Raw genomic sequence first — 26,336 nt, 5'->3', positions numbered from 1 at the left:
GTCCCGCCCTGCCCTGGGCGTGGCCGGCTCCTCTGCTGTCCGTCCTGCTGTCCTTCGTGCAGTCCGTCCCGCTGTGAGCAGGATTTATTCGCTTGCCGTCCAGGGACCGGGATGGTCGACTGTCCCCATGGAGATGCACACCACCCCGTTCCCGGACCGCAGAACCGCGGTGCCGCTCGGCTGTGGCGCGCCTTCCGTCGGGCAGCACAGATCGACTGTGCCCGCGACAGCGCACGGTGGGGCACACAGCACCACCGGCCGCGCCGCATAAGCCTCGCCGAGGTCGGAGACCGCTCCGCGTCGCCGCATGTCGGCTCCCTGCCGGCGTCGCAGCATGTCGGTCCCTCGCCGCCCCGTCATGACACTCCCTCGACCCTTGTCGAGCGGTTCTTGACGCCCTCTTCGCCCTGCGGACACGTCCTGTCCGCGGTGCCGAGAAGACTCGAACGCACCCCACCGGCCAGGAGGCCGCCATGTCTGTCCAGACTCCCCTCGACTGTCCACCCACCACCACCGTCATCACGCCGCTGCCGACGCTGCGGGATCCGCTCCCTGAGCCCCGCCGTGCTCAGAGGGCCGATTCGGATCGCCTCCCGCCCGATACGATCGCCGAGGAACGCGCCGAGGAACGCGCCGAGGCACCGACACGTGCCCGCCGCCGCGCGATCGAGCGCGCGCGCCGCCGTGATGCTGCCGAGCACGCGCTCCAGGAACGGGATCGGCTGTTCCTGAGCGCGCTGGCCGTCAGCGCCATGCCCCGGCGGTGACGCCGCGCTCCGGCTCACGACCACCGTGGGATTGATGAGACAGGGCCCCGTCCGTTCCCGGACGGGGCCCTGTCCTGCGCGCATCCGTCACCGAGCCGCGACCCGGCGTCGGACGGTGTGCCGGTCAGCGCACGGTGATGCCGTCGGCCGCCATCTCCTGCTTGACCTCGGCGATCGTCATCTTCTGGAAGTGGAACACGCTCGCCGCGAGCACGGCGTCGGCGCCGGCGTGCACGGCCGGCGCGAAGTCCGCCGGCGTTCCCGCACCGCCCGAGGCGATCAGCGGGAGAGTGGTGGCCTCCCGCGCGAGCCGGATCAGCTCGAGGTCGAAGCCCTTCTCGGTGCCATCGGCATCCATGGAGTTCAGCAGGATCTCTCCGGCGCCACGCTGCGTCACCTCGCGGATCCACGCGATCGCATCGATGCCGGTGCCGCGGCGGCCTCCGTGCGTCGTGACCTCGAAGCCGGACCCGCTGCGGGCCGTGCCCTCCGGGGTGTCCTCGGTGACGCGCCGGGCGTCGATCGAGAGCACCAGCACCTGATTGCCGAAACGGTGGGAGATCTCGCTGATCAGCTCGGGACGGCCGATGGCGGCGGTGTTGACGCCGCACTTGTCGGCGCCTGCCCGCAGGAGCTGGTCCACGTCGTCCACCGAGCGCACCCCGCCGCCGACGGTCAACGGGATGAAGATCTGCTCCGCGGCGGCGCGCACCACATCGATCATGGTGGCCCGGCCGCCGGAGGACGCGGTCACGTCGAGGAACGTGAGCTCATCGGCCCCCTCCGCCCCGTACCGGGCGGCGAGCTCGACCGGGTCCCCGGCATCGCGCATGCCCTGGAAGTTGACACCCTTGACGACCCGGCCGGCATCGACATCCAGGCAGGGGATCACACGGACGGCGACACTCATGCGTCGATCCTCTCCAGGTCGAGCTCTTCGGCTCCTTCGATGATGAACTGCTTGCGGGGAGCGACCTCGGAACCCATCAGGAGCTCGAAGACCGCGCTGGCGGCCTCCGCATCCTCGATGCGCACGCGACGCAGGGTGCGATGGCCGGGATCCATGGTGGTGTCCGCCAGCTGATCGGCGTCCATCTCCCCCAGTCCCTTGTACCGCTGGATCGGTTCCTTGTACCGCTTGCCCCGCCGATCGAGATTCTTCAGGAGCTTGTTCAGCTCCGCCTCGGAATAGGTGTAGACCAGCTCGTTCTTCTTCTTGCCGCCGTGGACGATCTCCACCCGATGCAGCGGCGGGACCGCGGCATAGACCCGCCCGGCCTCGACCAGCGGCCGCATGTACCGGTGGAACAGGGTCAGCAGCAGCGTGCGGATGTGGGCACCGTCGACGTCGGCATCCGTCATCATGATGATCTTGCCGTAGCGTGCGGCCTCGAGGTCGAAGGTGCGCCCGGAGCCGGCGCCGATGACCTGGATGATCGCCGCGCACTCGGTGTTCTTGAGCATGTCCGTGATGGACGCCTTCTGCACGTTGAGGATCTTGCCGCGGATGGGCAGCAGCGCCTGGTGCTCGGAGGAGCGTGCGTTCTTGGCGGTGCCCAGGGCGCTGTCGCCCTCGACGATGAACAGCTCGGAGCGCTCGACGTCATGGGTGCGGCAGTCGGCCAGCTTGGTCGGCATCGTGGACGACTCCAGGGCGTTCTTCCGCCGTGAGACCTCCTTATGCATCCGCGCTGCGATGCGCGCCCGCATCTCGGAGACGACCTTGTCGACGACCAGAGCGCCCTGCTCCTTCTCACCCTTCGTGGTCGAGGTGAGGAAGGTGGTCAGCTGCTGCTCGACGACCTTCCCCACGATCGCCCGGATCGCCGGGGTCCCGAGGATCTCCTTGGTCTGGCCCTCGAACTGCGGTTCGTCGATGCGCACGCTCACCACGGCGGTCAGGCCGGCCAGGGCGTCGTCTTTCTCGATCTTCTCGTTCTTGGTATTGAACTTCACCCGTCGGGCCTGGTTCTCGACCTGCTTGCGCATGGTCTTGACCAGCGCCTGCTCGAAGCCGGCCATATGAGTGCCGCCCTTGGGCGTGGCGACGATGTTCACGAAGGAGCGCAGCGTGGAGTCGTAGTCGGCACCCCAGCGCAGCGCGATATCGACCTCGCAGGAACGCTCCACGTCGGTGGAGACCATGTGTCCGTTCTTGTCGAGCACGGGCACGGTCTCGGTGTAGTCGCCCGAGCCCTGCAGACGGATCACATCGGTGATCTTCTCGTCCTGCGCCAGGTACTCGACGAATTCGCTGATCCCGCCGTCGTACTTGTAGCTGCGGGTGGCCGGCTGATCCGGGGAGGCCTCGGGACGCTGATCCGTGACGGAGATCTGCAGGCCGGGTACGAGGAACGCCGTCTGCCGGGCACGTCGGTGCAGCTCGTCGAGCGCGAAGTGGGAGCCCTTGATGAAGATCTGCGGATCCGCCCAGTACCGCACCCGGGTGCCGCTGACACCGCGCTTCGCCTTGCCGATCACGCGCAGCTCCCCCGGACCCTGGGCCGGGGTGAAGGGTGCCTCGGCGGCGGGCTGGTCGCCGTCTTCGAACTTCCCCGGCTGACCGCGCTGGAAGCTCATCGCATAGGTCTTCCCCGCACGGTCCACCTCGACATCGAGGCGGCCGGAGAGGGCGTTGACGACGCTCGCGCCGACTCCGTGCAGGCCGCCGGAGGCCGCATAGGAGCCGCCGCCGAACTTCCCGCCGGCATGGAGCTTGGTGTAGACGACCTCGACGCCGGTCAGCCCGGTGCGTGGCTCGACATCGACCGGGACGCCACGGCCGGTGTCCCGGACCTCGACGGAGGCGTCGGGGTGCAGGATCACCGAGATGGACTCGCCGTGACCGCCCAGGGCCTCGTCGACCGAGTTGTCGAGGATCTCCCACAGGCAGTGCATGAGCCCGCGGGAATCCGTCGATCCGATGTACATGCCGGGACGCTTGCGGACCGCCTCCAGGCCTTCGAGGACCTGGAGGTTGCGTGCGTCGTATGCGGACTTCTTCGAGCTGCTGGAGGTGGCCACGCCTCGGATCCTACGTGTCCGGCGCCCCGGAACCGCGCATTGCGGCACCGCTCACAGGTTCGTTGCGCCCCGAGCGAACCACAGCCCCAAGTACTCCCCTCAGCGCGCGTCCGATGCTAGAAAAGGACCATGAACCTGACTCTTGAAGCCCCCCGGCTGACCGCACACGACCGCTGCGACCGCTGCGGCGCCCAGGCGTACGTCAAGGTGCTCCTGGAGGCTGGCGGCGAGCTGATGTTCTGTGCACATCACGCCCGCGCCCACCAGGACGCCCTCAAGGACGTCGCCTCCGAGTTCATCGACGAGACGGAGAGGCTGCACGCCAAGCCTGAACCCGTCGAGGACTGATGATCCACGGTCCGGGTGACGCGACCTCGCACCCATGACATGACGAGAGGGCACCCACCGCCGGTGGGTGCCCTCTCGTCGTCCCGGTCCCTGACGGCGACCTCGGCCTCACCCTGACGGAGAACCAGGCCTCGACCTCTTCCTCGTTCTCGGCCTCCTCAGGATCTGGCCCCGGACGCCGACGGCGCCGGGCCCCGTGCTCGGGTCGCCGGCGCCGCCGTCGAGGTCATGCGGGGTTCTTCTCAGTCGAGGTAGTCGCGCAGCACCTGCGAGCGCGAGGGGTGACGCAGCTTCGACATCGTCTTGGACTCGATCTGCCGGATCCGCTCACGCGTGACCCCGTAGACCTTGCCGATCTCGTCGAGGGTCTTGGGCTGGCCGTCCTCGAGGCCGAAGCGCATGGAGACCACGCCGGCCTCGCGCTCGGACAGGGTGTCCAGCACCGAGTGCAGCTGCTCCTGGAGCAGGGTGAAGCTCACGGCGTCCGCCGGGACCACGGCCTCGGAATCCTCGATGAGGTCACCGAACTCGCTGTCGCCGTCCTCGCCCAGGGGTGTGTGCAGGGAGATCGGCTCGCGGCCGTACTTCTGGACCTCGACGACCTTCTCCGGGGTCATGTCGAGCTCCTTGGCGAGCTCCTCGGGGGTGGGCTCCCGGCCCAGATCCTGCAGCATCTGCCGCTGGACGCGGGCGAGCTTGTTGATGACCTCGACCATGTGCACGGGGATGCGGATGGTGCGGGCCTGGTCCGCCATGGCGCGGGTGATGGCCTGACGGATCCACCAGGTCGCGTAGGTCGAGAACTTGTAGCCCTTGGAGTAGTCGAACTTCTCCACGGCGCGGATCAGTCCGAGGTTGCCCTCCTGGATCAGGTCCAGGAAGAGCATGCCGCGGCCGGTGTAGCGCTTGGCGAGGGAGACCACCAGGCGGAGGTTCGCCTCGAGCAGGTGGTCCTTGGCGGCCCGCCCGTCCTCGGCGATCATCCCGAGCTCACGGCCGGCCTTCGTCTTGGCGATCGACTCCTCGCGCTTGAGCTTCTGCTCCGCGAAGAGACCGGCCTCGATGCGCTCGGCGAGCTCGACCTCCTGCGCGGCGTTCAGCAGTGCGACCTTGCCGATCTGCTTGAGGTAGTCCTTGACCGGATCGGCGGTCGCGCCGGCGGTGACGACCTGCTGGGCAGGGGCGTCATCCTCAGAGGCGTTGAAGATGAATCCGCCGGAGGCCTCGACCTTGGCGTCGGCAGCCGACGCCTCCTTCTTGGGCTCCGACTCCTCGACCTCCTCCTCGACCTCTTCCTCCGCGCCCTTCGCCGCGGCAGCGGCCTTGGACGCCTTCGTGGCGGCGGGCTTCTTCTTCGCAGCAGTCTTCCGTGCGGCAGGCTTCTTGGCCTCCGGCTTCGTGGCGGCGGCAGCCTCGGCATCGTCCGCCGGCTCCGCGGCGGTCTTGGTACTGGACGTGCGCTTGCTCGGAGTTCCGGCGGTCTTCGCGGTCGTGCTCTTCGCGGTCGACGCGGAACGCTTCGAGGTCGCGTCCGCCTCGGGGCCGGCCGCCTCAGCGGTCGGCTCGGTGGCGGTCTCAGCGGTCTTGGAGGAGGTCACAGAGTTCCTTCTTCCGGCGGTGTCCCTGGGGTTCACCGCCACACTCGGGCGATCAGTCATCTCGGCGCGGCTCGGGTCCTGGGGCAACCGTCGACCCGGTATCCACCGGGTTCACGGCGCACGAAGGCACGGTGCCGTCAAGCCTCACAAGTATAACGTCCTGCGGGAGCACTTATTCCCGGCCTCGCCCGGAGGCCGCACCGGGAGTGCACCCGGAGTGCTCCAGCAGTGCTCGGCGCTGCGTCGGCAGCACCCGCCGAGAACCCATGTCGATGCTCAGGCGACAGCGTGCCTGCCGGCGCCCGCAGCCCGGTCATCGTCCTTCACGGCGAGCACGGGGCACGGCGCTCCGAGCACGACGCGCCGTGCGGCGGCGCCGAGATTGAGCTTCCCGATGGGCGACTTGCGTCGCAGCCCGATCACCAGCAGCGTCGCCGAGACATCCTCGACGACGGTCAGCAGGAACTCGCCGATGTCCGGCAGCGATCGACGACGCAGCACGACGTCGACCCCCTCTGCATCGGCCTCCGCAAGGGCCGTCTGCACGTCCTCCTCGGACGGTGCCGCGAGCCCGTCCGGGGCCTCGCAGAACTCGTAATAGGCGACGACCAGGTCCGTCTTGTCACGCTTGGCGCTCCGGACTGCGGAGCGCAGGGCGGCCATGCCCTGGCTCGATGGTGTGTAGCCCACGACAACGGTCATTCGCCAGCTCCCAACTCGGGACGGTTCTCGAGACGCCTCGCTCGAGGGCCGTCGACTGATCTCCCCAGCTTAGCCATCGAGCAGGAGCTTAGCCATCGAGCAGGTCCGCGATCCACCCGTCGAGATCGGGATGGGCGAGCAGGAACGCATCGTGCCCGATCTCCGACTGCGCCACCTGCCAGGTGGAGCGCGGGATGTGCTCAGCCATCTCCGCCACCAGCGCCGGCGGGAACAGGCGGTCGGAGTCGATCGCCACCACCAACGTCCGAGCACTGACCCGGGACAGGGCCGCAGGGACCCCGCCGCGGTCCCGGCCGACGTCATGGGTGCTCATCGAGTGGGCGAGCACGAGATAGGAGTTCGCGTCGAAACGGCGCGAGAGCTTGCCGGCATGGTGGTCCAGATAGCTGGTGATCTGGTGCCGTCCGACCCCGTCGAAGGGGTCCTCGCCCTCCTGGGGGCGATTCCCGAACCGGGCCTCGAGCTCGGTCGCGGTGCGATACGTGGTGTGGGCGATGCGCCGCGCGATGCCGAGCCCCAGCTGCGGGCCCTGGCCGCCGACGACGTCGTAGTAGTCGCCGCCGCGGAACTCGGGATCGACCCGGATCGCGGCGCTCTGGGCGCTGTTCCAGGCGATCTGATCGGCGGTCGCCCGCGCCGAGCTGGCGATGACGGCGAGCCGCTCCACCTCCTCGGGATGGCTCACCGCCCATTCGACCGCGCGCATACCGCCCATCGACCCGCCGATGACCAGTCCCCACCGCTCGATCCCGAGCTGGTCGCGCAGTCGTCGTTCTGCGGCGACCTGGTCCCGCACGGTCAGCACCGGGAACCGGGAACCCCAGGCCCGGCCATCCGGTGCCGGAGAGCTGGGCCCGGTGCTCCCCTGACAGCCACCCAGGATGTTCGGCGCGATCACGAACCAGCGCTCGGTGTCGATCGGGAGACCGGGGCCGACCACGTCCTCCCACCATCCGGGGCTGGGGTGCGCGTCGCTCACGCCTCCGCGCACATGCGAGTCCCCGGTGAGCGCATGCAGCACGAGGATCGCGTTGCCGCCGTCCGCATCGAGCGTGCCCCAGGTCTCGTAGGCCATGGTGACGTCCTCGAGGACCGTGCCGCTCTCGAGCTCGAGCGAGCCGATCGAGGCGAACCGCCGCTCCCCCACCCCCTGCTCGGGGGTCCAGGCGCCCGTCGATGCGGCCTGCGGGAGATCCGGGGCGTTCGCTCCGGTCAACTGCCGGGCCGGGATCGACGTCTCTGCCTGCTGGCTCGGGGCCGACGTGCTGGTCGCCGTCGTCCGGTTCAGAGCTCCGAGTGCGGTCATCGGCGGCCCCTCCTCCTTGCGCTCCGGCCCCGCTCGCACCAGCCACCCTGTGGTCAGGGGCTGGGCCACCAGGCCGGAAAGATCGGCGTGTCGGTCATACGTGCCAACAAGGGTGCCAGAGTCGACGCCGGTTCCCGGTCCCACAGCTCATCCACGAGACTGCCCGCCGTGGCGAACCGGTGATTCCACCACGCGAGCAGAGTGAGCATCGCCGTCAGCCCCCGCCACGCCTCCCTCGCGATCGCATGGCCCGGGAGTTCGGGATCAGCACAGGCCGCAGCCGCGACGTGACGCAGCTGCGCGATCGCCTCATACCAGTCGCCACCTGCACAGACGTCGCTATCCGGGCACCACGATCCGTCACGGACGAGGACCTGGAGCAGCTGCTCCCGATCGATGGGCGAGGCGTGCCCGCGATCCACACAGCGGGCGAGCAGCTCCCAGTGCAGCCGTTCGACCGCGACGGCGGAGACGAGGTCGGAGACCAGTTCACAGTCCGTCACGAAGGCCGGATCCGCGGGCCCGCCGTCGGAGGCACGCAGCCTGCGCAGCGCTCCCCGCGCCCTGGCGAAGAGCTCTCCCGGATCGACGGCGGCGTCGAGCGCGGTCCGAGTGAGGTGCAGCTGGCGACCTACCAGATCGAGGCGCGGCTCCTCTCGAGGCGGCTGCGGGACGGACCGTCCGACGAGCACCTCATCCGCCGCGGCGCGGGTCTCCTGGAAGGGACGCAGCGGCTGGGGCGGGGAGACCAGGAGCCGTTCCTCGTCGACGTCGGGCTCGCCTCGGAGCACCTGTCGGCACTGAGAGTTGCCGACCATCCAGAGGGATTCCAACGGGAAGGGGTCCGGAAGCAGATGCGCGGCCGTCGCGAGGATCCTCGCCGCCAATCGCACCGTGAGCTCCTCCAGGGCAGGCTCCGGGAGCGCTCCGTGGCCGTCGCCGACGACCACCATGGCCGAGGCCCGGCAGCAACCTCGGCTCAGCAGGAGCTCCAGATGCTGCTCGAGCCGGTCCGCCCAGGCCGGGGCGAGCAGATCGGACAGGTCGGAGGTGGTCACCACGGGTGTCTGCCCGCTCTTCCCGCAGCCCATCACGATCAGGCAGTCGGTCGGGATCTGACGCAGACAGATCCTGGTCTCGGCGAGGAACTCCGAGGGGTCGTAGGGGTGCAGGACACGCCGGTCGGAACCGGCCGGTGGGGTGTTGGTCGTCATGGATCGACCCTCGTGCACCGCCGTCGTCCGCGCAGTCCTCGAGCCCGCGTTGGGGACAGAGACCCTGTGTGGAGGGAAGGTGCCGACCCCTATGCGGTCCACGGTCAGGACGTCATGCGAAGATCTTCGTGTCCGTCGAGAAGGAGTACCGATGTCCCCTGCTGGAGCGCCGCTGACCGGCGCCGACCTCCGTGAACTCGATCGACGTCTGGTCGAACGGGTCGAGTCGATCACCGCCGACGAGCTCGCGCTGCGGCGCGACCATCTCGCCGAGATCTCCCCGGAGACCGCAGCGCTGGTGGACACCCTCGCTCGGTATCTCGACGGAGGGAAGCTGCTGCGCCCGCGCTTCTGCTTCTGGGGAGGGGCCGCGGCTCTGCAGCGGGAGCCCACGGAGGACGAGCTGGAGGCGCTGGCGCGCTACGGCGCGGCGATCGAGCTGGTCCAGGCGGCCGCCCTCATGCACGACGACGTCATCGACCACTCCCCCGTGCGCCGCGGACGACCCGCTCTCCATGTCGATGCCGCCACGAGTCACGAGCTCGCGAGCCTCGTCGGCTCCTCCGCGGACTACGGGGTCGCGCTCGCGATCGTGCTCGGTGATCTCGCGCTCAGCTGGGCCGAGCAGCTCGCCGCCGGTGTCGAGGTCGAGCCGTCGAGGACGGCGCGGGCCCGCCGGGAGTTCGATGATCTGCGCACCGAGGTCATGTCCGGTCAGTTCCTGGACATCCTCCACCAAGCAGGAGGCTTCTCCTCGGCTCGCGATGCGGAGAGCGCGGCGCTGTCCGTGATCCGCTGGAAGACCGTCCCGTACACGGTGCTGCGGCCGGTCCGGATCGGCGCGGCGCTGATGGGCGCGGACGACACCGTCCTGGACCAGCTGTCCGCCTGGGCGATCGAGGTCGGCACGGCGTTCCAGCTGCGTGACGACCTGCTCAGCGTGATCGGCGACCAGGACGACACCGGCAAGCCGATCGGGGGCGACATCGTCGAGGGCAAGCGCACCGTGCTGCTGGCACGCACCGAGTCCGCGACCGACGGTGCCGGGCGCGCACTGCTGGAGAGCGTGATCGGTCGCTCCGACGCGACACCGGCGCAGATCCAGCAGGCGCACCAGCTCATGGTCTCCTCCGGTGCGGTCCGCTCGGTCGCCGAGGAGGTTCGAGCTCGCGCGACGAGCGCCCGCGAGATCCTGGACGGTGCCACGGGCATCGGAGAGCCGGGCCGCGCCGGACTCGCCGCTCTCGCCGCGCAGGCGACCGATGTCGAGTCGCTGCCTCGCTGACCGGCCCAGAGGGTCTCGGCGACCCGTCAGAAGGCGAGTGCCTGGGCCCGGCGTCGCACTTCGCCGCGCTGGCCGATGCGCAGCTGATCGATCGGACGACCGGGCAGCGAGTCGTCCTCGGTGAACAGCCACGTCAGCAGCTCCACGTCGTCGAAGCCGCCGTCGCGCAGGATCGTGATCGTGCCGCGCAGGTGCGGGGCGATGCCGTCCTCGGTGAGCAGCGCCGCCGGGATCATCCGGACGACGGGGTCGCCGCGGCGCACGGCGATGAGCTCCCCCTCGTCGACGAGTCGACGCACGCGGGAGACCTCCACGTCCAGGTGCAGGGCCACATCGGGGAGGGCGAGCCAGTCAGGGATGAGTTCATCGAGGGCATTCACGGGACCAGGGTGCCACGCCCGAGGACCGGCGCGCACCCCGACGGACCCATCGGCTGCGGACATCACGCCGTCCGACGTCACACTCCTGAGCGCTCTCGGCGTGTGTCGGTGCGAACTCCTCGCGGCTCCGCACCCTAGATTGGCCCTGTGAGCGCGGCGACGTCGACTTCCCCCGGCATCAGCCTGCTCCTCGACGACCGTTATCGGGTCGAGGAGCCGATCGCGCGCGGCGGAATGGCGACGGTGCACCGCGGCCACGACGAGCGGCTCGACCGCGTCGTCGCCCTCAAGATCATGCATCCCCATCTGGCGATGGACGAGGACTTCCGGCGCCGCTTCGGCCGCGAGGCCCGGGCCGCCGCGAGGCTCGCGCACCGCAACGTGGTCGGGGTCTTCGACCAGGGGGCCGACGAGGACCGCATCTACCTCGCCATGGAGCTCGTCGAGGGTGACACCCTCCGCGCACGTATCGTCGACCGAGGTCGTCTCACCATCGGCGAGACCCTCGATGTCACGGCGCAGGTGCTCGAGGCCCTGGTGGCCGCGCATGCCGCCGGGATCGTGCACCGGGACATCAAGCCCGAGAACATCCTCCTGGCTCAGGACGGGCTCGTGAAGGTCGCGGACTTCGGTCTGGCCCGCGCCATCGGATCGAGCAACTCCTCGGCCAGCGCGACGCTGCTGGGAACGGTCGCCTACATCAGCCCCGAGGTGGTCACCCGAGGGCACAGCGACGAGCGCAGCGATCTGTACTCCTTGGGGATCGTCCTGTACGAGATGCTCACCGGGGTCCAGCCGTTCCGCGGCGAGCAGCCCGTCCACATCGCCTTCCAGCACGTGCACGAGGACATTCCTGCACCGTCCACGGTCGCCTCCGGCATCCCCCGTGAACTCGACTCCCTGGTGACCTGGGCCGCTGCCCGCACCGTCGAGCAGCGCCCCGCCACCGCCGCGGATCTCCTGCGCGCGGTGCGAGAGCTCATGGAGACCTTCCCCGCCGCGGTCCAGGACACTCGTCCTGCCGCCCGCGAGCTCGGCGACACCTCCGACGTGAAGCTGCCGACCTCCCATCTCGATGACGTCGTCTCCGAGCTGCGTCGCGGCCCGCGGGCGTTCCCCGCCGGACTCCTCGAAGGCGACCGGAGCGACATCGGCGCCGACAGCTCCCCGTTGCCCGCGGAGCTCGTCGACCAGGTGCCGGACGTCGCGGAGAGCTCGGAGCTCGCGCTCGATCTCGAACACTCGGCCAGCCCCGGCAGCCCGAACAGCCCCGGCAGCCCGGACGGCCCGGACGACTCCGACAGCCGGGACGCGTCAGCCACCGCAGAGAGCTCCGAGCGCGCGGACGACGAAGACGCCAGCGAGCGCACCGTCGTGCTGCGCGCCCCGAAGGGACGCCGTGGCCGCCACCTCCCCCTCGGAACGCGACACCGTTCGCGCCCGCTCGCCCTGATGGCGGCGCTGAGCCTCGTGGCCGCTCTGGCGCTCGGGGCGTGGACCGGCGGCGACTGGTACCTCAACACCGGTCCCGGCGCCGATCGCACCGTCCCCATCCTCACGGGCACGCAGCTGACCGATGCCGAAGCCGTGCTCGACTCCGCCGATCTCGCCGTGCGCACCGAGGAGCGGTTCGACGAGACCGTTCCTGCCGGCCACGTCATCTCCTCCAGCCCCTCGACCGGGACCACGGTCAAGAAGGGATCCGGCGTCGAGCTCGTGGTCTCCAAGGGCGTACAGACCTTCCCTGTCCCCGATGTCGAGGGCATGGACCTCGAGGCCGCTCGCAGCGAGGTGGAGGACGCCGGTCTCGAGCTGGTCGAGGACGACCCGACGTACTCGGAGGAGATCGCGAAGGGCGAGGTCATCTCCCAGTCCCAGGAGGAGGACGCGCTCCCCGCCGGCGGGGAGGTCCACGTCGTCGTCTCCCAGGGGCGGCAGCCGATCACGGTCCCCGATCAGACGGGCAGGACCGGCCAGAGCGCCCGCAGCGCGCTGGAGGCCGCCGGATTCACGGTGACGAGCTCATCGGCTCACTCCAGCAGCGTTCCCGCCGGGTCAGTGATCTCCCAGTCCCCGGCGTCCGGCACCGCCTACCGCGGCGACACCGTCAACGTCGTGACCTCCCTCGGGCCCGAGATGGTGAAGGTCCCCGACGTGTTCCAGAAGCCCGAGGCCGAGGCGAAGGCCACACTCGAGGCCGCAGGGTTCGCCGTCACGGTCGAGCACGACCGCGGCACGCCGGTGTTCGGCCTCGTCTACGAGCAGTCCGCGGCCGCTGGGTCTGAGGCCGAGAAGGGCTCTGCGATCACCATCACGGTGTTCTGATAGATAGGCCTTCTGTCCGGCGTGCAGGATGAGACCAGGCGTCCGCTGACCGGCGGATGATCCGCCTCGGCGTCCGTGGCGTGGCGCCCACGACCTGCAGAGACGGCTCGCCTCGTGCCGGAAGCATCCGGCGAATGGTTACCCGGAGGTATCCAGCAGCACGTGTCGTTGAGCGGCGCCTCACCGACACGCCACGCATGCTCGACAGACCAGCCGACCCCGCGACCTCGAGTTCCAGCCCTGTGCGCCGATGGGGTCGGCACTGTGCGGGTCGGTCCTGTGCGGGTCGGCCCTGTGCGGGTCGGTTCTGTGCGGGGCGGCCCTGTGCGGGGCGGCCGACCGCTCAGCGGCGGGAGAGCATCTCCGCGACGAGGAAGGCGAGCTCGAGGGACTGCTGGTGGTTCAGCCGTGGATCCACCAGCGTCTCGTACCGGCGGGTCAGCCCCTCCTCGTCGATCTCTCCGGCACCGCCGAGGACCTCGGTGACGTCATCGCCGGTGAGCTCCATGTGCAGTCCGGCCGGGATCGTGCCCAGGGCCTGATGCACCTCGAAGAAGCCGACGACCTCGTCGAGGATGTCCTCGAACCGACGGGTCTTGTACCCGTTCGACGAGGTGATCGTGTTGCCGTGCATCGGATCGGTGACCCAGGCGACCTGCGCCCCGGAATCACGCACGCCCTCCACGAGGGCGGGGAGCCGCTCACGGATCTTCCCCGCTCCCATACGGGTGATGAACGTCAGCCGGCCGGGCTCGCGCTCCGGGTCGAGCTTGTCGATCAGGCGCAGCGCGTCATCCACCGAGGCATCCGGGCCGAGCTTGACGCCGATCGGGTTGCGCAGGCGTGCCATGAAGTCCACGTGGGCGCCTTCGAGCTGACGGGTCCGCTCCCCGACCCACAGGAAGTGGCCGGAGCAGCCGTAGATCTCCCCGGTGCGGGAATCGATCCGGGACAGCGCCTCTTCGTAGTCCAGCAGCAGTGCTTCGTGCGAGGCGTAGAACTCGACGACCTTGAGCGCGTCGAAGTCCGCACCGATCGCGTCCATGAAGCGGATGGCCTTGTCCACCTGCCCGGCGAGCTCCTCGTACCTGTCGTAGCCGGCACCCGAGGTGAAGCCGCGATTCCAGGAGTGGACCTCTCGCAGGTCCGCGAAGCCGCCGCCGGTGAAGGCGCGCAGCAGGTTCAGGGTGGCCGAGCTCGTGGTGTACGTCTTCCACAGCCGCTTCGGATCGGGGATGCGGGACTCCGGGGTGAACGCATACGCGTTCACGGCGTCGCCACGGTAGGTCGGGAGGGTCTGACCGTCGACGGTCTCCTCGTCCGAGGAGCGCGGCTTGGCGAACTGGCCCGCCATACGACCCATCTTCACCACCGGCACCGAGGCGCCGTAGGTCAGGACCGCCGACATCTGGAGGATCGTGCGGATCTTGTTGCGGATGCGATCCGCGGTGGAGTCGGCGAAGGTCTCCGCGCAGTCGCCGCCGGCGAGCAGGAAGGCCTCCCCACGGGCCGCGGCCGCGACCCGGTCGCGCAGAACATCGACCTCGCCGGCGAAGACCAGCGGCGGAGCCGCGCGCAGATCCTCGAAGACCTGTGCGCGCTCTTCCTCATCGGGCCATACCGGCTGCTGCACCCGCGGATAGTCTCGCCAAGCACCGAGCGCTGCCAGGCCGTCATCGGCCGAGGACAGGGTGAAGGCATGGGCGCGGGCGGGGGCATCGGAGCTGTACTGGGTCACCCCCTCAGGGTACGCAGTGCGCGGACGCGAAGCGGACACGTTCCAGTGGGCAGGACCACAGTCCGTGCGCCCTGCTGCACGGCGGCATCCAGCCATGATCAGCGACCGTCGATCGCCGGTCTGTCAGGGTGCCGGGAGCCAGGGAACCAAGGAGCAAGGAGCAAGGAGCAAGGAGCAAGGAGCAAGAGAGGGTCACCGGGAGATGTCGCGCCGCGCGGGGGCACGACCTCCTTCGGCGGCGGCCCGCAACCGCCGCTTGACGTCGGCCGAGTACTCCTCGCTGCGCTCCTGCCCGGACAGCTCCTGGATGCGTTCCATGACCGTTTCCGTGACGCCGCGCAGGAGTGCGGACTGGTCGGCGCCCTCCCAGGCGCTCGCGAGATCACGGGCGAGCAACGGCTCGCCGAGCACGGCTGTGATCTGCGGACGACGACGGGGGAAGAACCTCCGGCCCCGCTGGGCCTCATGGGCGCCGACCATTGCCACCGGGACGATCGGCGCGCCGGTCGCGAGGGCGATGCGGGCCACGCCCGTCTTGCCGCGATAGAGGCGGCCGTCGGGGCTCCGAGTCCCCTCGGGGTAGATCCCGAGTATTCCGCCGGCCTCGAGCACGGCCACTCCGGCATCGAGGGCGGATCGCGCAGCGCTTCCACCGCTGCGGTCCACGGGCATCACATGGAGACCTCGCATGATGCGGGCACCGATCCGCTGTGGCAGCGAACGGCCCGAGAAGATGTCCGATTTGCCGAGGGTGTGGACGGTGCGGCGGATCTGTCCGGGCAGGAACACGGTGTCGCAGTACGCCAGGTGGTTCGAGGCGAGGATGACCGGTCCGCTCTCGGGCACGTTCTCCACGCCGCGGATCGTGGGGTTCCACAGCACACGGGAGATCGCCATCACCACCGGTTTGGCGAGCTCGTACAGCACAGCGGACTCCTCGTGGATGCGGGGGAGAGCGACGTCAGGTCGGGAGGCGTGGGTGAACGGGGATGAAGCATGCGCGCGCGGGTGCGACGATGTACCCATGGCGTTCAGCGAACTGTCCCGCCCTTGGAGCGCGCGGGGTCACTCTAACCCGCGCGGTGGACTGCTCCTGTGCCATGGCTTCACCGGGTCGCCGCAGTCCCTGCGCCCGTGGGCCGAGGACCATGCGGACCGAGGTTGGGCGGTGGAGCTCCCACTGCTCCCGGGGCATGCGACCACCTGGCAGGACCTCACGACCTACCGCTGGCGGGACTGGTACGAGCAGGTGCGCGCCGCCGCGATCGACCTCTCCGACGAATTCGGCCCGATCGCCGTGGGCGGCCTCTCCATGGGAGGCGCTCTCACCCTCGCGCTCGGAGAGGATCCTGAGCTCCGGGGCCGCATCGCAGCGTTGGTGGCCGTCAACCCCGGCATGACCCTGACACCGGTGGCCGGCATCGCCGAGCTGCTGGCTCCGGTGGTGCCCACGGTGGCGGGCATCGGGTCCGATGTAGCCCTCGACGGGGTCACCGAGGAGGCCTACGACCGGACCCCTCTGCGCGCCGTCGGCCAGCTGCGCCGGCTGTTCCGCCGCACCCGCAGAGGTCTGGGCGACGTCACGGCCCCGCTGCTGCTGGCCACGTCGAGCCAGGACCACACGGTCCCGCCGTCGGACAGCGATCTCGTCGCGGCCGGGGTGAGCGGCAGCGTCGAACGGCTCGCGCTCCCCCGGAGCTATCACCTCGCCCCCCTGGATCACGACGCCCAGCGACTTTTCGAGGCCTCTGCGAGGTTCCTCGAGCAGCATGTCCCCCGCCGATCGGGAGACGCTCGATGAGCCCGGAGCGGGACAGCGCCCACGATCCGCGCGACGTCGACGCCGAGTTCGCCCGCATGCTCGAGGGCGAGGGCATGGTGCTGCGTCCTGGGGAGGCTCCGCACGAGCCGGCGGCGCGTGCGCCGGACACCCCTCGCAGCGGCATGGCTCCTGGCCCCACCGGGGACGACGCCGCCGATGACAGCACGGATGACGCCGCCGATGACGCCCTGTGGTCCTACAGCGCCGATTCCCCACCGGAGCCGCCGAGCGCCGAGTCTCGGGCTCGCGCCCGCGCCGCGCATCCCGCGGCCGGCGCGCCCGGCCCGGGTTCCGGTCCGCGCGACGCGCCGCGCCCTCGCGAGCTGGACGACGACGTCATCTACGGGGACTTCGAGCCCCCGGACCCCGACTTCCCGCAGCCGTCCTCCGCGACGCTGTGGTCCTGGACGGCCCTCGTCGGCGGCTTCCTGCTGCTGGTCATCGTCCCCATGACCCCGGCGCTGCCCGGCATCCTGGGCTGGCTGGGTGGGCTGGCCGCCTTGGGAGGCGTCATCTCGCTGCTGCTGCGAGTCCCGCGGAGCCACAGCGGGGACGACGACGGCGCCGAGGTCTAGCAGCGCTGCGGGAGCAGCTCAGGTGGACCGCTCAGGGGTGCAGCTCCGCTCTCGCGCGCCGTCAGCGCGCGAGGTCCGCCGCACCGACGATGCCGGCCCGATTCCCCATGCTCGCCAGGACGAAGGGAGCCAGCGTGCGATGGGTGCGCGCCGTCAGGTTGGCGGCATACGCCTCCCTCGCCGGTGCCAGCAGCATCTCCCCTGCCGCTGCGACACCGCCGCCGACCACGATCACCTCGGGGTCCAGCAGCGAGGAGATCGATGCCATGCCGAGCCCGAGCCACGTGCCGAGCTCGGCGATCAGCTCCTGCGCGCCGGGGTCCCCCTGGTGCGCGACCCGCGTGATCAACGGTCCGTCGATCTCCTTCTTCGCACCGCCGGCAGCCTGCACGAGAGGCCCCATCGCGGGGTCCCCCGCCGCCGCTCGGCGCTTGGCGGTGCGCACCAGCGCGGTCCCTGAGGTGTACTGCTCGAGGCAGCCCTTGCGACCGCATCCGCACCACTGGCCGTCCGGGACCGCAGTCATATGCGCGACCTCTCCGGCGAACCCGTCGCCACCGCGGATCAGCTGCCCGTCCAGGACGATCGCGCCGCCCAGGCCGGTGCCGAGGGTGACCATCAGCATGTGCTTGGCCTCGGTCGCGGCCCCGAAGCGGTACTCGGCCCACCCGGCCGCGTTCGCGTCGTTCTCGACCACCACGGGGAGCCCGGTCAGTCGTTCGAGCTCGTCGGCCAGGGGGCGCTGGCGCCACGCGAGGTTCGCTGCGAACCGGACCGTACGACGGTCAGCGCTGACGAAGCCCGCCGCGCCGACGCCCACCCCGACGACCTCATGCTCCGCGCGCAGCTCCGCCACGGCGTCGGCCACTCCGGCCTCGATCAGCTCGGCATCCGTGGCCGGGGTGCTGCGCGTCGTCGCGGCGATGATCCCACCGTCCTCGTCGACCACGCCCGCCGCGATCTTGGTGCCCCCGATGTCTACTCCGATGGAGAGCATGTCGCTCCTTCCCGATCACTGCTGATCGCGTCGTCCGGATTCCCCGGTGCCCAGCTTGTCGTGTCCTATCGTAGGTCGCTCTGCCGTAGGATCGGACCGACCCCACCAGCGCTTCCGCCCAGGCGTCCGGCATGCCGGAGTCAGCCTGTGTCCGGATCGAAGGAGATTCGATGAAGCAGTTCACCTCTGCCCCGCAGCACGAGAGCCGGCCCGACGAGAACACGACGGATCTGCTCCTGGACCGATTCCGCAACGACCCCTCCGTCCCCATCTTCGAACTGACCCAGGACGACGGCAGCTATCTCCCCTTGTCGACCGCCGACTTCATCGACGAGGTCAAACAGGTCGCCAAGGGTCTGATCGCGATCGGCCTCGAGTCCGGCGACGTGGTCGCGATCCTCTCCCGCACCCGCTATGAATGGGCCCTGGCCGACTGGGCGATCTGGTGGAGCGGCGGCGTCAGCGTGCCGATCTATGAGACCTCCTCCCCGAGCCAGATCCAATGGATCGCCGCGGACACGGGGGCACGCTTCGCCCTGGTCGAGGCCGCCCGCCATCAGGAGGACATCGAGTCCGTGCGCGGCGAGCTGCCGGCGCTCGAACGGATCGGAGTGCTCGACGACGGCATCATGGAGGACCTCAAGACTCGAGGCGCCGAGGTGAGCGACGAGGCCCTCGAGGCCCGCCGCACCTCGCGGCGGCTCGATGACATCGCCACCATCATCTACACGTCGGGGACCACCGGCAGGCCCAAGGGCGCCCTGCTGACCCACGGGAACTTCGTGGACACCACGCGCAGCGCCCTCAACCTTCTCGGCAAGCAGGTGCTGCCTCCCGGCTCGCGCGTGCTGATGTTCCTGCCGATGGCGCATGTCTTCGCCCGGCTGATCACCGTTCTCTGCGCATCCTGGCCGGTGACGACGGCGTTCACCCCGGACACCAAGAACCTGCTGCCGGATCTCGCGGCCTTCAAGCCCACCTTCCTGCTGGCTGTTCCCCGCGTGTTCGAGAAGGTCTACAACGGCGCCGAGGCGAAGGCGATCGCGGGCGGCAAGGGCAAGATCTTCTCCGCCGCCGCGGAGACCGCGATCTCGTACTCGACGGCGCAGGCCGCTGGCAAGGTGCCGATCGCGCTCAAGGTCAAGCACGCCGTGTTCGACAAGCTCGTCTACGGCACGCTGCGCGGCGCGATGGGCGGTGACGTGAAGTGGGCTGTCTCCGGCGGCGCTCCGCTGGGAGCGCGCCTGGCGCACTTCTTCCGCGGTATCGGGGTCACGATCCTGGAGGGCTACGGCCTCACCGAGACCACGGCGCCGGTCTGCGTGAACGTGCCCTGGGCGGTCACGCCGGGCACCGTCGGTCCCCCGCTGCCGGGCTCCACGGTCGCGATCGACGAGACGGGCGAGATCCTGGTCAAGGGCGTGATGGTCTTCGCCGGCTATCACAACAACCCCGAGGCCACGGAGGACGCGCTGCAGGACGGGTGGTTCCGCACCGGCGATCTGGGCACCCTCGACGAGATCGGCGACCTGACGATCACCGGCCGCCTGAAGGAGGTCATCGTCACCGCGGGCGGGAAGAACATCTCCCCCGCCCAGCTCGAGGATCAGCTGCGCTCGCACCCGCTGGTCAGCCAGTGCGTGGTCATCGGCGACCAGAAGCCGTTCGTCGCCGCGATCCTCACCCTCGACGCCGAGATGCTGCCCACCTGGCTGACAAACAACTCCCTGCCGGAGATGACGATCGCCGAGGCCGCCGAGGACGCGACGGTCCGCGCCGAGCTGCAGACGATCGTCGACAAGGCCAACCAGACCGTCTCCCGCGCCGAGTCGATCCGCTCCTTCGAGGTCATCGACACGGACTTCACGGAGGAGAACGGGTATCTCACCCCCTCCCTGAAGCTCAAGCGCAACGTCGTCGTCAAGGACATGGCGCAGGTCATCGAGAAGATCTACTCGCAGTCCAAGCCGGCCGGCTGACCGTTCAGCCGAGCAGCACCGGGTCTCCGCTCTCCCCGGGGAGAGCGTCGACCCGGGAGCTGGAGCGCGGCCCCGACACGCGGCCCCGATGGCCGGAGATCGTGCGCACGCCGCACAGGGATCCCGATCGTCGGGGCCTCGTCGTAGTCTGCGGGCATGTCCGTCCGCCGCCAGCTCAGCTTCGACGACCTCGGTACCCCGCTCATGGACGCCCTGCTGGTCGTCGTCGACCTCGAGACCACCGGCACCGATCCCTCCTCCGATGCGATCACCGAGATAGGCGCCGTCAAGGTGCGCGGAGGCGAGGTGGTCGGCGAGTTCCGCACCTTCGTGGATCCACAGCGACCGATCCCCGCCTACATCGCCTCGCTCACCGGGATCACGGACGCCTCGGTCTCCGGTGCCCCGACCATCGAGGTCGTGCTCCCGATGTTCCTGGACTTCGTGGGCGACGCAGCGTTGGTCGCCCACAACGCACGCTTCGACATCTCCTTCCTCTCTGCGCAGGCGGCACGCTGCGACATCGCGTGGGCCAAGCCCGCGGTGCTCGACACCCTCGAGCTCGCCAGGACCGTCTTCCGGCGCGACGAGGTGCGCGATCACAAGCTCTCGACGCTGGCGGCGCATGTCGGGGCGAGCATCACCCCGGACCACCGGGCGCTCTCGGACGCCAGAGCGACCGTCGATGTGCTCCACGCCATCATCGAGCGTCTGGGATCCCGCGGTGCCTCGACCCTCGAGGACCTCACCTCCGCCCATCGCCGCGCGACCCCGGTCCAGCTGCGCAAGAAGCACCTCGCCGATGCCGTCCCGTCGGTGCCGGGGGTGTACGAGTTCCTCGATGCCCAGGGCGGCGTGCTCTACGTGGGGACGTCCCGCAACCTCCGTTCCCGGGTGCGCACCTATTTCACCGCTGCGGAGACGCGGCGGAAGGTCCTGGACATGCTTCCGAGGGCGGAGTCGATCCGAGTCATCGAGTGCACCACGGCGACCGAGGCGGCAGTCCGCGAGCTGCGGATCATCGGTGCCCGGAAGCCGCCGTCCAACCGCCACGGTCTGAATCCGGAGAAGGCGCACTGGCTCCGGCTGGGGAGCGGCACCGAGGGGCTGCGCGCAGCGCGCCTCGCCCGATCGGAGGCCGACGGATCCGCCCAGATCGGGCCGCTGTCCTCCCGGCACGATGTGGAACCGCTGCGCGGGCTGCTCACCGATGCCGTGCTGGGCCGCGGTTCGTCGTTCGAGCTCGGGTCACGACGTGACCCGCCGCAGGACGCCGGGCACCACGACAGGATCCGAGCGGCGATGCTCACGGACCCCCGCGAGGTGCTCGACCACGTCGCCGGGCGCATGCGCGGTCATGTCGAGGGCGGCCGCTACGAGGAGGCGGAGAAGGTGCGCCAGCTCGCTCTGACCTTCCTGGCGGCCGGGAAGCGCGCGGCCCGGCTGCGCGCGATCGGTCGTGTGCCCCTGCTGGTCGCCGCCCGTCCCAGTGCGGATCCCGTGGTGGGCGGGCGGGGATGGGAGCTGCTGGCCGTGCGTCACGGACGCTTCTCCGGAACTGCGCTCGTGAGCACCCACGCGGACCCCGTCGCAGTGGCACGATCCCTCGCGGCGACGGGCCTCGGCGAGGCGGAGCCCGCGACCCCGATGTGCCAGGGCTACCACCAGGAGGCCGAGATCCTGCTCACCTGGCTCGAGGGCGACGGCGTCCGCACCGTCCTGGTCGACGGCGAGTGGCACCAGCCCGCCCGGGCCCGCTTCGACGCCCAGCATCTCGCGGAGCGCTTCTCCCGGACCGCGACCGTCCCCGGGGCATAGGCTCGGTGCACACGTCCCGGCGCGGTCAGCGCCCCGTCCAAGGAGAACTCATGATCACTGCCCTCGTCTCGATCGTCGTGGAGTCCGCCCGCATCCCGGAGGTCGCCGCGTCGATCGTCGACCTCGATGGTGTCGAGCACGTCTACTCCGTCACCGGCGACGTCGACCTCATCGCCGTGGTCCGCGTGCGTGCCCATGAGGACCTCGCCGGCGTCATCGCCGATCAGCTGAGCAAGGTCCAGGGCGTGGTGAACACCACGACGAACATCGCGTTCAAGACCTATTCCAAGCAGGATCTCGATGCCGCCTTCGACCTGGGCATCGACGGCTGAGCAAGCACGCACACGGGCGCCGGCCACCGCACCGATGCCGGCCACCCTCATCGGCGCCGGGGAGCACCTGGTGACGTCAGGACGGACTCAGGCCTCCGCGCCGAAGGCCTCCTGCGAGGCTGCGGCCCAGCGCCGGATCAGCTCTGCCGGCCGTCCGGAGTCGAGCGCCTCGCGCGCCTGGGCGAACGCGGCGACGAACCTCTCCTCGAAGCCATCCTCCGCGCTCTGACCGATTCCGTCGAAAGCTGTCACCCCGGCCGCGGCGTTCAGGAGCACGGCATCCCGGATCGGGCCCATGCGTCCGTCGACGACTCCGGCGAAGAGATCCCGTACGACCTGGGCGTTCTCCTCGACTGTCCCTCCCCGCAGAGCGTCGTGCGCCGACCTCTCGATGCCGAGCAGCGCCTGCGGATCCAGCAGATGGCGGCGCACCTCACCTCCGCGCACCTCCCAGACGTCCGACGGTGCGGTCACCGTCAGCTCGTCGAGGCCGTCCTGACCCCGGAACACCAGCGCGCTCGTGCCCCGCGAGGCGAAGACGCCGGCGACCGTGGGGGCGATGGACTCGTCGGCGACACCGACAGCGCTCGCGCGCGGCTGCGCCGGATTCGTGATCGGTCCCAGGATGTTCATCACGGTCGGGATGCCCAGCCCCCGTCGCGCCTCGGCCGCGAAACGCATCGAGGGATGGAACACCTGCGCGAAGAGGAAGGTCATCCCGATCTTCCCGACCAGCTCCTCGACCACCGGCACCGGCAGGTCGAGACGCACCCCGAGGGCTTCGAGCACATCCGCGCTGCCCGACTTCGAGCTCGAGGCCCTGTTGCCGTGCTTGACCACCGTGCGTCCGGTCGAGGCGATGACCATCGAGGCCATCGTGGAGATGTTGACCGTCTGCGCCAGGTCCCCGCCTGTGCCGACGATGTCGATGGACTCCTGGGGAGCGTTCACCGGACGCGCATGGGAGACCATCGAATCGGCCAGAGCGGCGAGCTCCGCACTGCTGACGCCCTTGGACTGCAGCGAGACCAGGAACCCGGCGAGCTGCACCGCGGTCGCGTTGCCCGACATGACCTCGTCCATGGCCCACGAGGCCTCGGACGTCTCGAGCTCCAGCCCGCGCACGAGGCGCGACGTGATCGTGGACCAGGTCGGAGTGTTCTCGCTCATGCACCGATGGTCTCACCTCGCAGGCGCTGGACGTCGTTCCGGTCACGGATCGGATCACAGATGCATCACAGGCCCCGTAGGTCGCGGTCACCTGCGGCGATCGGAAGCGTGTCCCGGTTCGTGACACGGCGTCAGGAGGGATATGCTGGCCTGGTCCTCCCGGGGCTGAGCCCTGCGGTGTGCCCGGGCGTCGTGAACCGGCACACCGAACCTGACGACACGACATAATGGTGACGTGACTACTGCGACCCTGCCTGAGCGCTCCGCCGCCGCTGTTCCAGCGGTCGGCCGACCCAACCCGACGCAGATCGGCACGATCGTCTGGCTCTCGAGCGAGCTGATGTTCTTCGGCGGTCTGTTCGCCATGTTCTTCACACTCCGTTCCATGGCGCCGGACACCTTCTTCGAGGGCGAAGGGCACTTCGCCCACGGCTTCGCGCTGGCGAACACGGCGATCCTCGTGCTGAGCTCCGTGACGTGCCAGATCGGTGTCTTCCTCGCCGAGGGCCAGTTCCCCGGTGGCAAGCCCTTCGCTCCGCGCAAGCGCCGCACCGGCTCGATCTTCAACATCGCCGGCTGGGGAATGATCGAGTGGTACACGCTCACCTTCCTCATGGGCGCCGTGTTCGTCTCCGGGCAGGCCTACGAGTACACCGAGCTGGTCCACAACGGCGTCACGCTCTCGTCCTCACCGTTCGGCTCGATCTTCTTCCTCGCCACCGGCTTCCACGGCATCCACGTCGTCGGCGGCCTCATCGCCTTCCTCATGGTCCTCATGCGCTCCTTCGTGGCGGACGAGTTCACGCAGCACGAGCAGGTCTCGGCGATCTGCATCTCGTACTACTGGCACTTCGTCGACATCGTGTGGATCGTGCTGTTCTTCATCGTCTACATGCTCGATCCGCTGTCGACGGCCTTCAACTCCGGGCACTTCATCCCGGTGGACTTCAACTGGAGCATCTTCTGATCGCCGCGCCCGCACAGGCTCCCCCGCCTGGTGCGATCACCAGCCCCCCTCTCTCCCCCGCTCGCCCCCTCCACGAATCGAGGTCCGAACCGTGAAGGCACTCGCCGCACGTCGTCATCACCCGATGGCGCTACTCGTGATTCTCCTGCTCGCCCTGGTGGCGACCGGTGGGCTGTACGTCGCATTCCAGCCGCAGACGGCCCAGGCTGAGTCCTACACGCAGGACGACGTCGACGCCGGCGAGGCACTGTTCCTCGCCAACTGCGCCACCTGCCACGGCCGCAACGCCGAGGGTCTGCAGGACGCCGACGGCTCCGCACTCGGCCCCTCGCTGATCGGTGTGGGCGCAGCCGCGGTCGACTTCCAGGTCGGCACCGGCCGTATGCCGATGGAGAACTCCGGCGCACAGGCATGGCGCAAGCCGCCGCAGATGAACGACGAGCAGACCCGTCAGCTCGCGGCCTACGTGGCCTCCCTCGGCCCCGGCCCCGCCGTCCCCGATGAGGAGTACCTCGATACCTCCAAGGGCGACGCCACCAAGGGCGGCGAGATCTTCCGCATCAACTGCGCCATGTGCCACAACGCGGCCGGCGCCGGCGGCGCCCTGACCCGCGGCAAGTTCGCACCGCCCGTCATCGGGGTCGATCCCAAGCACGTCTACGAGGCCATGGATACCGGCCCGCAGAACATGCCGGTCTTCAACGAGAACAACCTGTCCCCCGAGGACAAGCGTGATGTCATCACCTACCTCGACGCCCTGGAGGAGAACGGCTCCCCCGGCGGCATCTCCCTGGGCTCGGTCGGTCCGGTGACCGAGGGTCTGTATGCCTGGACGATCATCCTGTCCCTCCTCCTCGGCTGCGCCGTGTGGCTGGGGGCGAAAGCCAAGTGAATGCGAGCATGAACACCAATCTCGACGGCACGACCCCTGCACGCGGGGTCAGCGCGATCGCTCCCAAGGAGGGCGGAGGCTTCCCGAACCCGGGGCTCCCCCCGCACGTCCACCGCCAGGCTGATGTCTCCAAGGCTGCGGAGAAGCGAGCGGAGCGACTCGTCGCCGCCATGTTCCTGCTGTCCGTGATCGGAACGGCGATCTTCATCGTCGCCTACTTCCTGGTCACGCCGACAGGCACGAACATCTTCGCCGAGGAAGGCTCGCCCAGCGCCCTGTGGTGGTCCAACCTCGTCACGGGCCTCGGGCTCGCGATCGCGGTCTTCTTCATCGGTGCGGCGGCGGTCCACTGGGCCAAGACGCTCATGCCCGATGAGGAGATGGTCGAGGAGCGCCACGACATCCGCAGCTCCGACGAGACGCGGGAGATCGCGGTCGGGATCATCACCGACGGCCTGGAGGAATCCGGCATCGCGCGCCGTCCCGTGATCGTCACGGCCATGGTCGCCGCCTTCGCCGCGCTGCCGATCGCCGTGCTCGCACCGCTGTCGACGCTCGGCCCGCTGCCGGGCAACAAGCTCCACCACACCTTCTGGGGCCACAATCCCGGTCAGCGTCTCGCCCGCGATCACGACGGCACCCCCATCAAGCTGTCCGACGTCGCCATGAACTCGATCTTCCACGTCATGCCCGAGGGCCTGACGGAGGAGACCCCGCACTTCCTCGAGGAGCGCGCCAAGGCCGCCACGGTGATCGTGCGCATCGATCCGAAGCTGAGCAAGAACCCCGAGAGCATGGCGAACGGTGTCGACGGCATCCTCGCGTTCTCCAAGATCTGCACGCACGTCGGGTGCCCGGTGGCTCTCTACGAACAGCAGACGCACCACATGCTGTGCCCGTGCCACCAGTCCACCTTCGACGTCACCGATGGTGCCAAGGTGATCTTCGGCCCGGCGCACCGGCCGCTCCCCCAGCTCCCGATCGAGGTCGATGACGAGGGCTACCTGGTGGCCACCGGTGACTTCCCCGAACCGATCGGTCCCAGCTTCTGGGACACCCACAAGGACAAGTGATCC

General features: G+C 69.6%; 23 protein-coding genes. 12 read left to right on the top strand and 11 right to left on the bottom strand.

Annotated features, from left to right (window positions below):
• The first annotated feature begins 473 nt into the window (after positions 1–473).
• Complete coding sequence (locus ABD093_RS06325; RefSeq protein WP_343923188.1) at positions 474–767, top strand: hypothetical protein; 294 nt, start codon at positions 474–476, stop codon at positions 765–767.
• Between the two features lie 124 nt (positions 768–891).
• On the opposite strand, the gene hisF is transcribed toward ABD093_RS06325, so the two are convergent.
• A complete protein-coding gene (gene hisF, locus ABD093_RS06320) occupies positions 892–1,677 on the bottom strand; it encodes an imidazole glycerol phosphate synthase subunit HisF (RefSeq protein ID WP_193117313.1) in 786 nt (261 codons plus the stop codon).
• On the bottom strand, positions 1,674–3,791 hold the full coding sequence (locus tag ABD093_RS06315; protein ID WP_193117314.1) for a DNA gyrase/topoisomerase IV subunit B: 2,118 nt from the start codon (positions 3,789–3,791) through the stop codon (positions 1,674–1,676). The genes hisF and ABD093_RS06315 overlap by 4 nt, the downstream gene beginning before the upstream one ends.
• 129 nt (positions 3,792–3,920) lie before the next feature.
• Between ABD093_RS06315 and ABD093_RS06310 the strand changes: the two genes are divergently transcribed.
• The gene (locus ABD093_RS06310) at positions 3,921–4,139 is read left to right on the top strand and encodes a DUF7455 domain-containing protein (protein ID WP_193117315.1); all 219 of its coding nucleotides are present in this window, start codon (positions 3,921–3,923) and stop codon (positions 4,137–4,139) included.
• A 242-nt stretch (positions 4,140–4,381) separates the two neighbouring features.
• Here ABD093_RS06310 and ABD093_RS06305 read toward each other — a convergent pair whose 3' ends face one another.
• The 4 genes from ABD093_RS06305 to ABD093_RS06290 form a co-directional block, all read right to left on the bottom strand.
• Positions 4,382–5,797, bottom strand: coding sequence for an RNA polymerase sigma factor (locus tag ABD093_RS06305; protein ID WP_193117316.1), 1,416 nt, complete (start codon positions 5,795–5,797; stop codon positions 4,382–4,384).
• A gap of 216 nt (positions 5,798–6,013) precedes the next feature.
• Entirely contained in the window at positions 6,014–6,439 is a 426-nt protein-coding gene (locus ABD093_RS06300) for a universal stress protein (protein ID WP_193117317.1), read from the bottom strand.
• Positions 6,440–6,527: 88 nt separating this feature from the next.
• Positions 6,528–7,766, bottom strand: a complete 1,239-nt coding sequence (metX, locus tag ABD093_RS06295; protein WP_193117318.1) for a homoserine O-acetyltransferase MetX — start codon at positions 7,764–7,766, stop codon at positions 6,528–6,530.
• A 53-nt stretch (positions 7,767–7,819) separates the two neighbouring features.
• Positions 7,820–8,980 (bottom strand): hypothetical protein, encoded by a 1,161-nt coding sequence (locus ABD093_RS06290; RefSeq protein WP_193117319.1) that lies wholly within the window; start codon positions 8,978–8,980, stop codon positions 7,820–7,822.
• A 151-nt stretch (positions 8,981–9,131) separates the two neighbouring features.
• Here ABD093_RS06290 and ABD093_RS06285 point away from each other — a divergent pair, with 151 nt between their 5' ends.
• Positions 9,132–10,265, top strand: coding sequence for a polyprenyl synthetase family protein (locus tag ABD093_RS06285; protein ID WP_193117320.1), 1,134 nt, complete (start codon positions 9,132–9,134; stop codon positions 10,263–10,265).
• Positions 10,266–10,291: 26 nt separating this feature from the next.
• Here ABD093_RS06285 and ABD093_RS06280 read toward each other — a convergent pair whose 3' ends face one another.
• Positions 10,292–10,645, bottom strand: coding sequence for an Rv2175c family DNA-binding protein (locus tag ABD093_RS06280; protein WP_319021559.1), 354 nt, complete (start codon positions 10,643–10,645; stop codon positions 10,292–10,294).
• 147 nt (positions 10,646–10,792) lie between these two features.
• Here ABD093_RS06280 and ABD093_RS06275 point away from each other — a divergent pair, with 147 nt between their 5' ends.
• Positions 10,793–12,970, top strand: a complete 2,178-nt coding sequence (locus ABD093_RS06275) for a Stk1 family PASTA domain-containing Ser/Thr kinase (protein ID WP_343923182.1) — start codon at positions 10,793–10,795, stop codon at positions 12,968–12,970.
• A gap of 343 nt (positions 12,971–13,313) precedes the next feature.
• Here the strand turns inward: ABD093_RS06275 and ABD093_RS06270 are convergent, their stop codons facing one another.
• Together ABD093_RS06270 and ABD093_RS06265 are read right to left on the bottom strand one after the other, a co-directional pair.
• Positions 13,314–14,708 carry a class II 3-deoxy-7-phosphoheptulonate synthase gene (locus tag ABD093_RS06270; RefSeq protein ID WP_343923180.1) on the bottom strand — a complete coding sequence of 465 codons (1,395 nt, stop codon included), beginning with the start codon at positions 14,706–14,708 and terminating at the stop codon, positions 13,314–13,316.
• 192 nt (positions 14,709–14,900) lie between these two features.
• Positions 14,901–15,635 carry a lysophospholipid acyltransferase family protein gene (locus tag ABD093_RS06265; RefSeq protein WP_343923178.1) on the bottom strand — a complete coding sequence of 245 codons (735 nt, stop codon included), beginning with the start codon at positions 15,633–15,635 and terminating at the stop codon, positions 14,901–14,903.
• Positions 15,636–15,732: 97 nt separating this feature from the next.
• On the opposite strand from ABD093_RS06265, the gene ABD093_RS06260 reads away from it, so the two are divergent.
• A complete protein-coding gene (locus ABD093_RS06260; protein ID WP_343923176.1) occupies positions 15,733–16,509 on the top strand; it encodes an alpha/beta hydrolase in 777 nt (258 codons plus the stop codon).
• Positions 16,506–17,105, top strand: coding sequence for a hypothetical protein (locus ABD093_RS06255; RefSeq protein ID WP_343923174.1), 600 nt, complete (start codon positions 16,506–16,508; stop codon positions 17,103–17,105). The genes ABD093_RS06260 and ABD093_RS06255 overlap by 4 nt, the downstream gene beginning before the upstream one ends.
• Before the next feature lie 61 nt (positions 17,106–17,166).
• Here ABD093_RS06255 and ABD093_RS06250 read toward each other — a convergent pair whose 3' ends face one another.
• Positions 17,167–18,102: an ROK family glucokinase gene (locus ABD093_RS06250; protein WP_193117327.1), complete on the bottom strand. Its 936-nt coding sequence runs from the start codon at positions 18,100–18,102 to the stop codon at positions 17,167–17,169.
• A 170-nt stretch (positions 18,103–18,272) separates the two neighbouring features.
• Here ABD093_RS06250 and ABD093_RS06245 point away from each other — a divergent pair, with 170 nt between their 5' ends.
• From ABD093_RS06245 to ABD093_RS06235, 3 genes are all read left to right on the top strand, one after another.
• Positions 18,273–20,081, top strand: a complete 1,809-nt coding sequence (locus tag ABD093_RS06245) for an AMP-dependent synthetase/ligase (RefSeq protein WP_193117328.1) — start codon at positions 18,273–18,275, stop codon at positions 20,079–20,081.
• Between the two features lie 156 nt (positions 20,082–20,237).
• A complete protein-coding gene (locus ABD093_RS06240; protein WP_343923172.1) occupies positions 20,238–21,899 on the top strand; it encodes a DEDD exonuclease domain-containing protein in 1,662 nt (553 codons plus the stop codon).
• 50 nt (positions 21,900–21,949) lie between these two features.
• A complete protein-coding gene (locus ABD093_RS06235; RefSeq protein ID WP_193117330.1) occupies positions 21,950–22,231 on the top strand; it encodes an Lrp/AsnC family transcriptional regulator in 282 nt (93 codons plus the stop codon).
• Positions 22,232–22,318: 87 nt separating this feature from the next.
• Here ABD093_RS06235 and trpD read toward each other — a convergent pair whose 3' ends face one another.
• Positions 22,319–23,401, bottom strand: coding sequence for an anthranilate phosphoribosyltransferase (gene trpD / locus ABD093_RS06230; protein WP_193117331.1), 1,083 nt, complete (start codon positions 23,399–23,401; stop codon positions 22,319–22,321).
• 235 nt (positions 23,402–23,636) lie between these two features.
• Between trpD and ctaE the strand changes: the two genes are divergently transcribed.
• The 3 genes from ctaE to qcrA all read left to right on the top strand — a co-directional run bounded on the left by ctaE (position 23,637) and on the right by qcrA (position 26,333).
• On the top strand, positions 23,637–24,368 hold the full coding sequence (ctaE, locus tag ABD093_RS06225) for an aa3-type cytochrome oxidase subunit III (protein WP_343923169.1): 732 nt from the start codon (positions 23,637–23,639) through the stop codon (positions 24,366–24,368).
• A 91-nt stretch (positions 24,369–24,459) separates the two neighbouring features.
• Entirely contained in the window at positions 24,460–25,260 is an 801-nt protein-coding gene (gene qcrC, locus ABD093_RS06220) for a cytochrome bc1 complex diheme cytochrome c subunit (protein ID WP_193117333.1), read from the top strand.
• A gap of 8 nt (positions 25,261–25,268) precedes the next feature.
• On the top strand, positions 25,269–26,333 hold the full coding sequence (gene qcrA / locus ABD093_RS06215) for a cytochrome bc1 complex Rieske iron-sulfur subunit (protein WP_193117334.1): 1,065 nt from the start codon (positions 25,269–25,271) through the stop codon (positions 26,331–26,333).
• The last annotated feature ends 3 nt before the right edge of the window (positions 26,334–26,336 follow it).

Origin of the sequence: Brachybacterium tyrofermentans (assembly GCF_039526165.1) — a bacterium.
GTDB classification, from domain to species: domain Bacteria; phylum Actinomycetota; class Actinomycetes; order Actinomycetales; family Dermabacteraceae; genus Brachybacterium; species Brachybacterium tyrofermentans.
Note: the sequence above shows the minus strand (reverse complement) of the source record. Positions and strands in the feature narration are given on the sequence as shown.

Coding starts and splice junctions, on each gene's coding strand:
- ABD093_RS06290 (WP_193117319.1), bottom strand. CDS start 8,980: ATGACGACCAACACCCCACCGGCCGGTTCCGACCGGCGTGTCCTGCAC.
- ABD093_RS06255 (WP_343923174.1), top strand. CDS start 16,506: ATGAGCCCGGAGCGGGACAGCGCCCACGATCCGCGCGACGTCGACGCC.
- ABD093_RS06305 (WP_193117316.1), bottom strand. CDS start 5,797: ATGACTGATCGCCCGAGTGTGGCGGTGAACCCCAGGGACACCGCCGGA.
- ABD093_RS06300 (WP_193117317.1), bottom strand. CDS start 6,439: ATGACCGTTGTCGTGGGCTACACACCATCGAGCCAGGGCATGGCCGCC.
- ABD093_RS06285 (WP_193117320.1), top strand. CDS start 9,132: ATGTCCCCTGCTGGAGCGCCGCTGACCGGCGCCGACCTCCGTGAACTC.
- ABD093_RS06260 (WP_343923176.1), top strand. CDS start 15,733: ATGGCGTTCAGCGAACTGTCCCGCCCTTGGAGCGCGCGGGGTCACTCT.
- trpD (WP_193117331.1), bottom strand. CDS start 23,401: ATGAGCGAGAACACTCCGACCTGGTCCACGATCACGTCGCGCCTCGTG.
- ABD093_RS06235 (WP_193117330.1), top strand. CDS start 21,950: ATGATCACTGCCCTCGTCTCGATCGTCGTGGAGTCCGCCCGCATCCCG.
- ABD093_RS06240 (WP_343923172.1), top strand. CDS start 20,238: ATGTCCGTCCGCCGCCAGCTCAGCTTCGACGACCTCGGTACCCCGCTC.
- qcrA (WP_193117334.1), top strand. CDS start 25,269: ATGAACACCAATCTCGACGGCACGACCCCTGCACGCGGGGTCAGCGCG.
- hisF (WP_193117313.1), bottom strand. CDS start 1,677: ATGAGTGTCGCCGTCCGTGTGATCCCCTGCCTGGATGTCGATGCCGGC.
- metX (WP_193117318.1), bottom strand. CDS start 7,766: ATGACCGCACTCGGAGCTCTGAACCGGACGACGGCGACCAGCACGTCG.
- ABD093_RS06245 (WP_193117328.1), top strand. CDS start 18,273: ATGAAGCAGTTCACCTCTGCCCCGCAGCACGAGAGCCGGCCCGACGAG.
- ABD093_RS06250 (WP_193117327.1), bottom strand. CDS start 18,102: ATGCTCTCCATCGGAGTAGACATCGGGGGCACCAAGATCGCGGCGGGC.
- ABD093_RS06325 (WP_343923188.1), top strand. CDS start 474: ATGTCTGTCCAGACTCCCCTCGACTGTCCACCCACCACCACCGTCATC.
- ABD093_RS06310 (WP_193117315.1), top strand. CDS start 3,921: ATGAACCTGACTCTTGAAGCCCCCCGGCTGACCGCACACGACCGCTGC.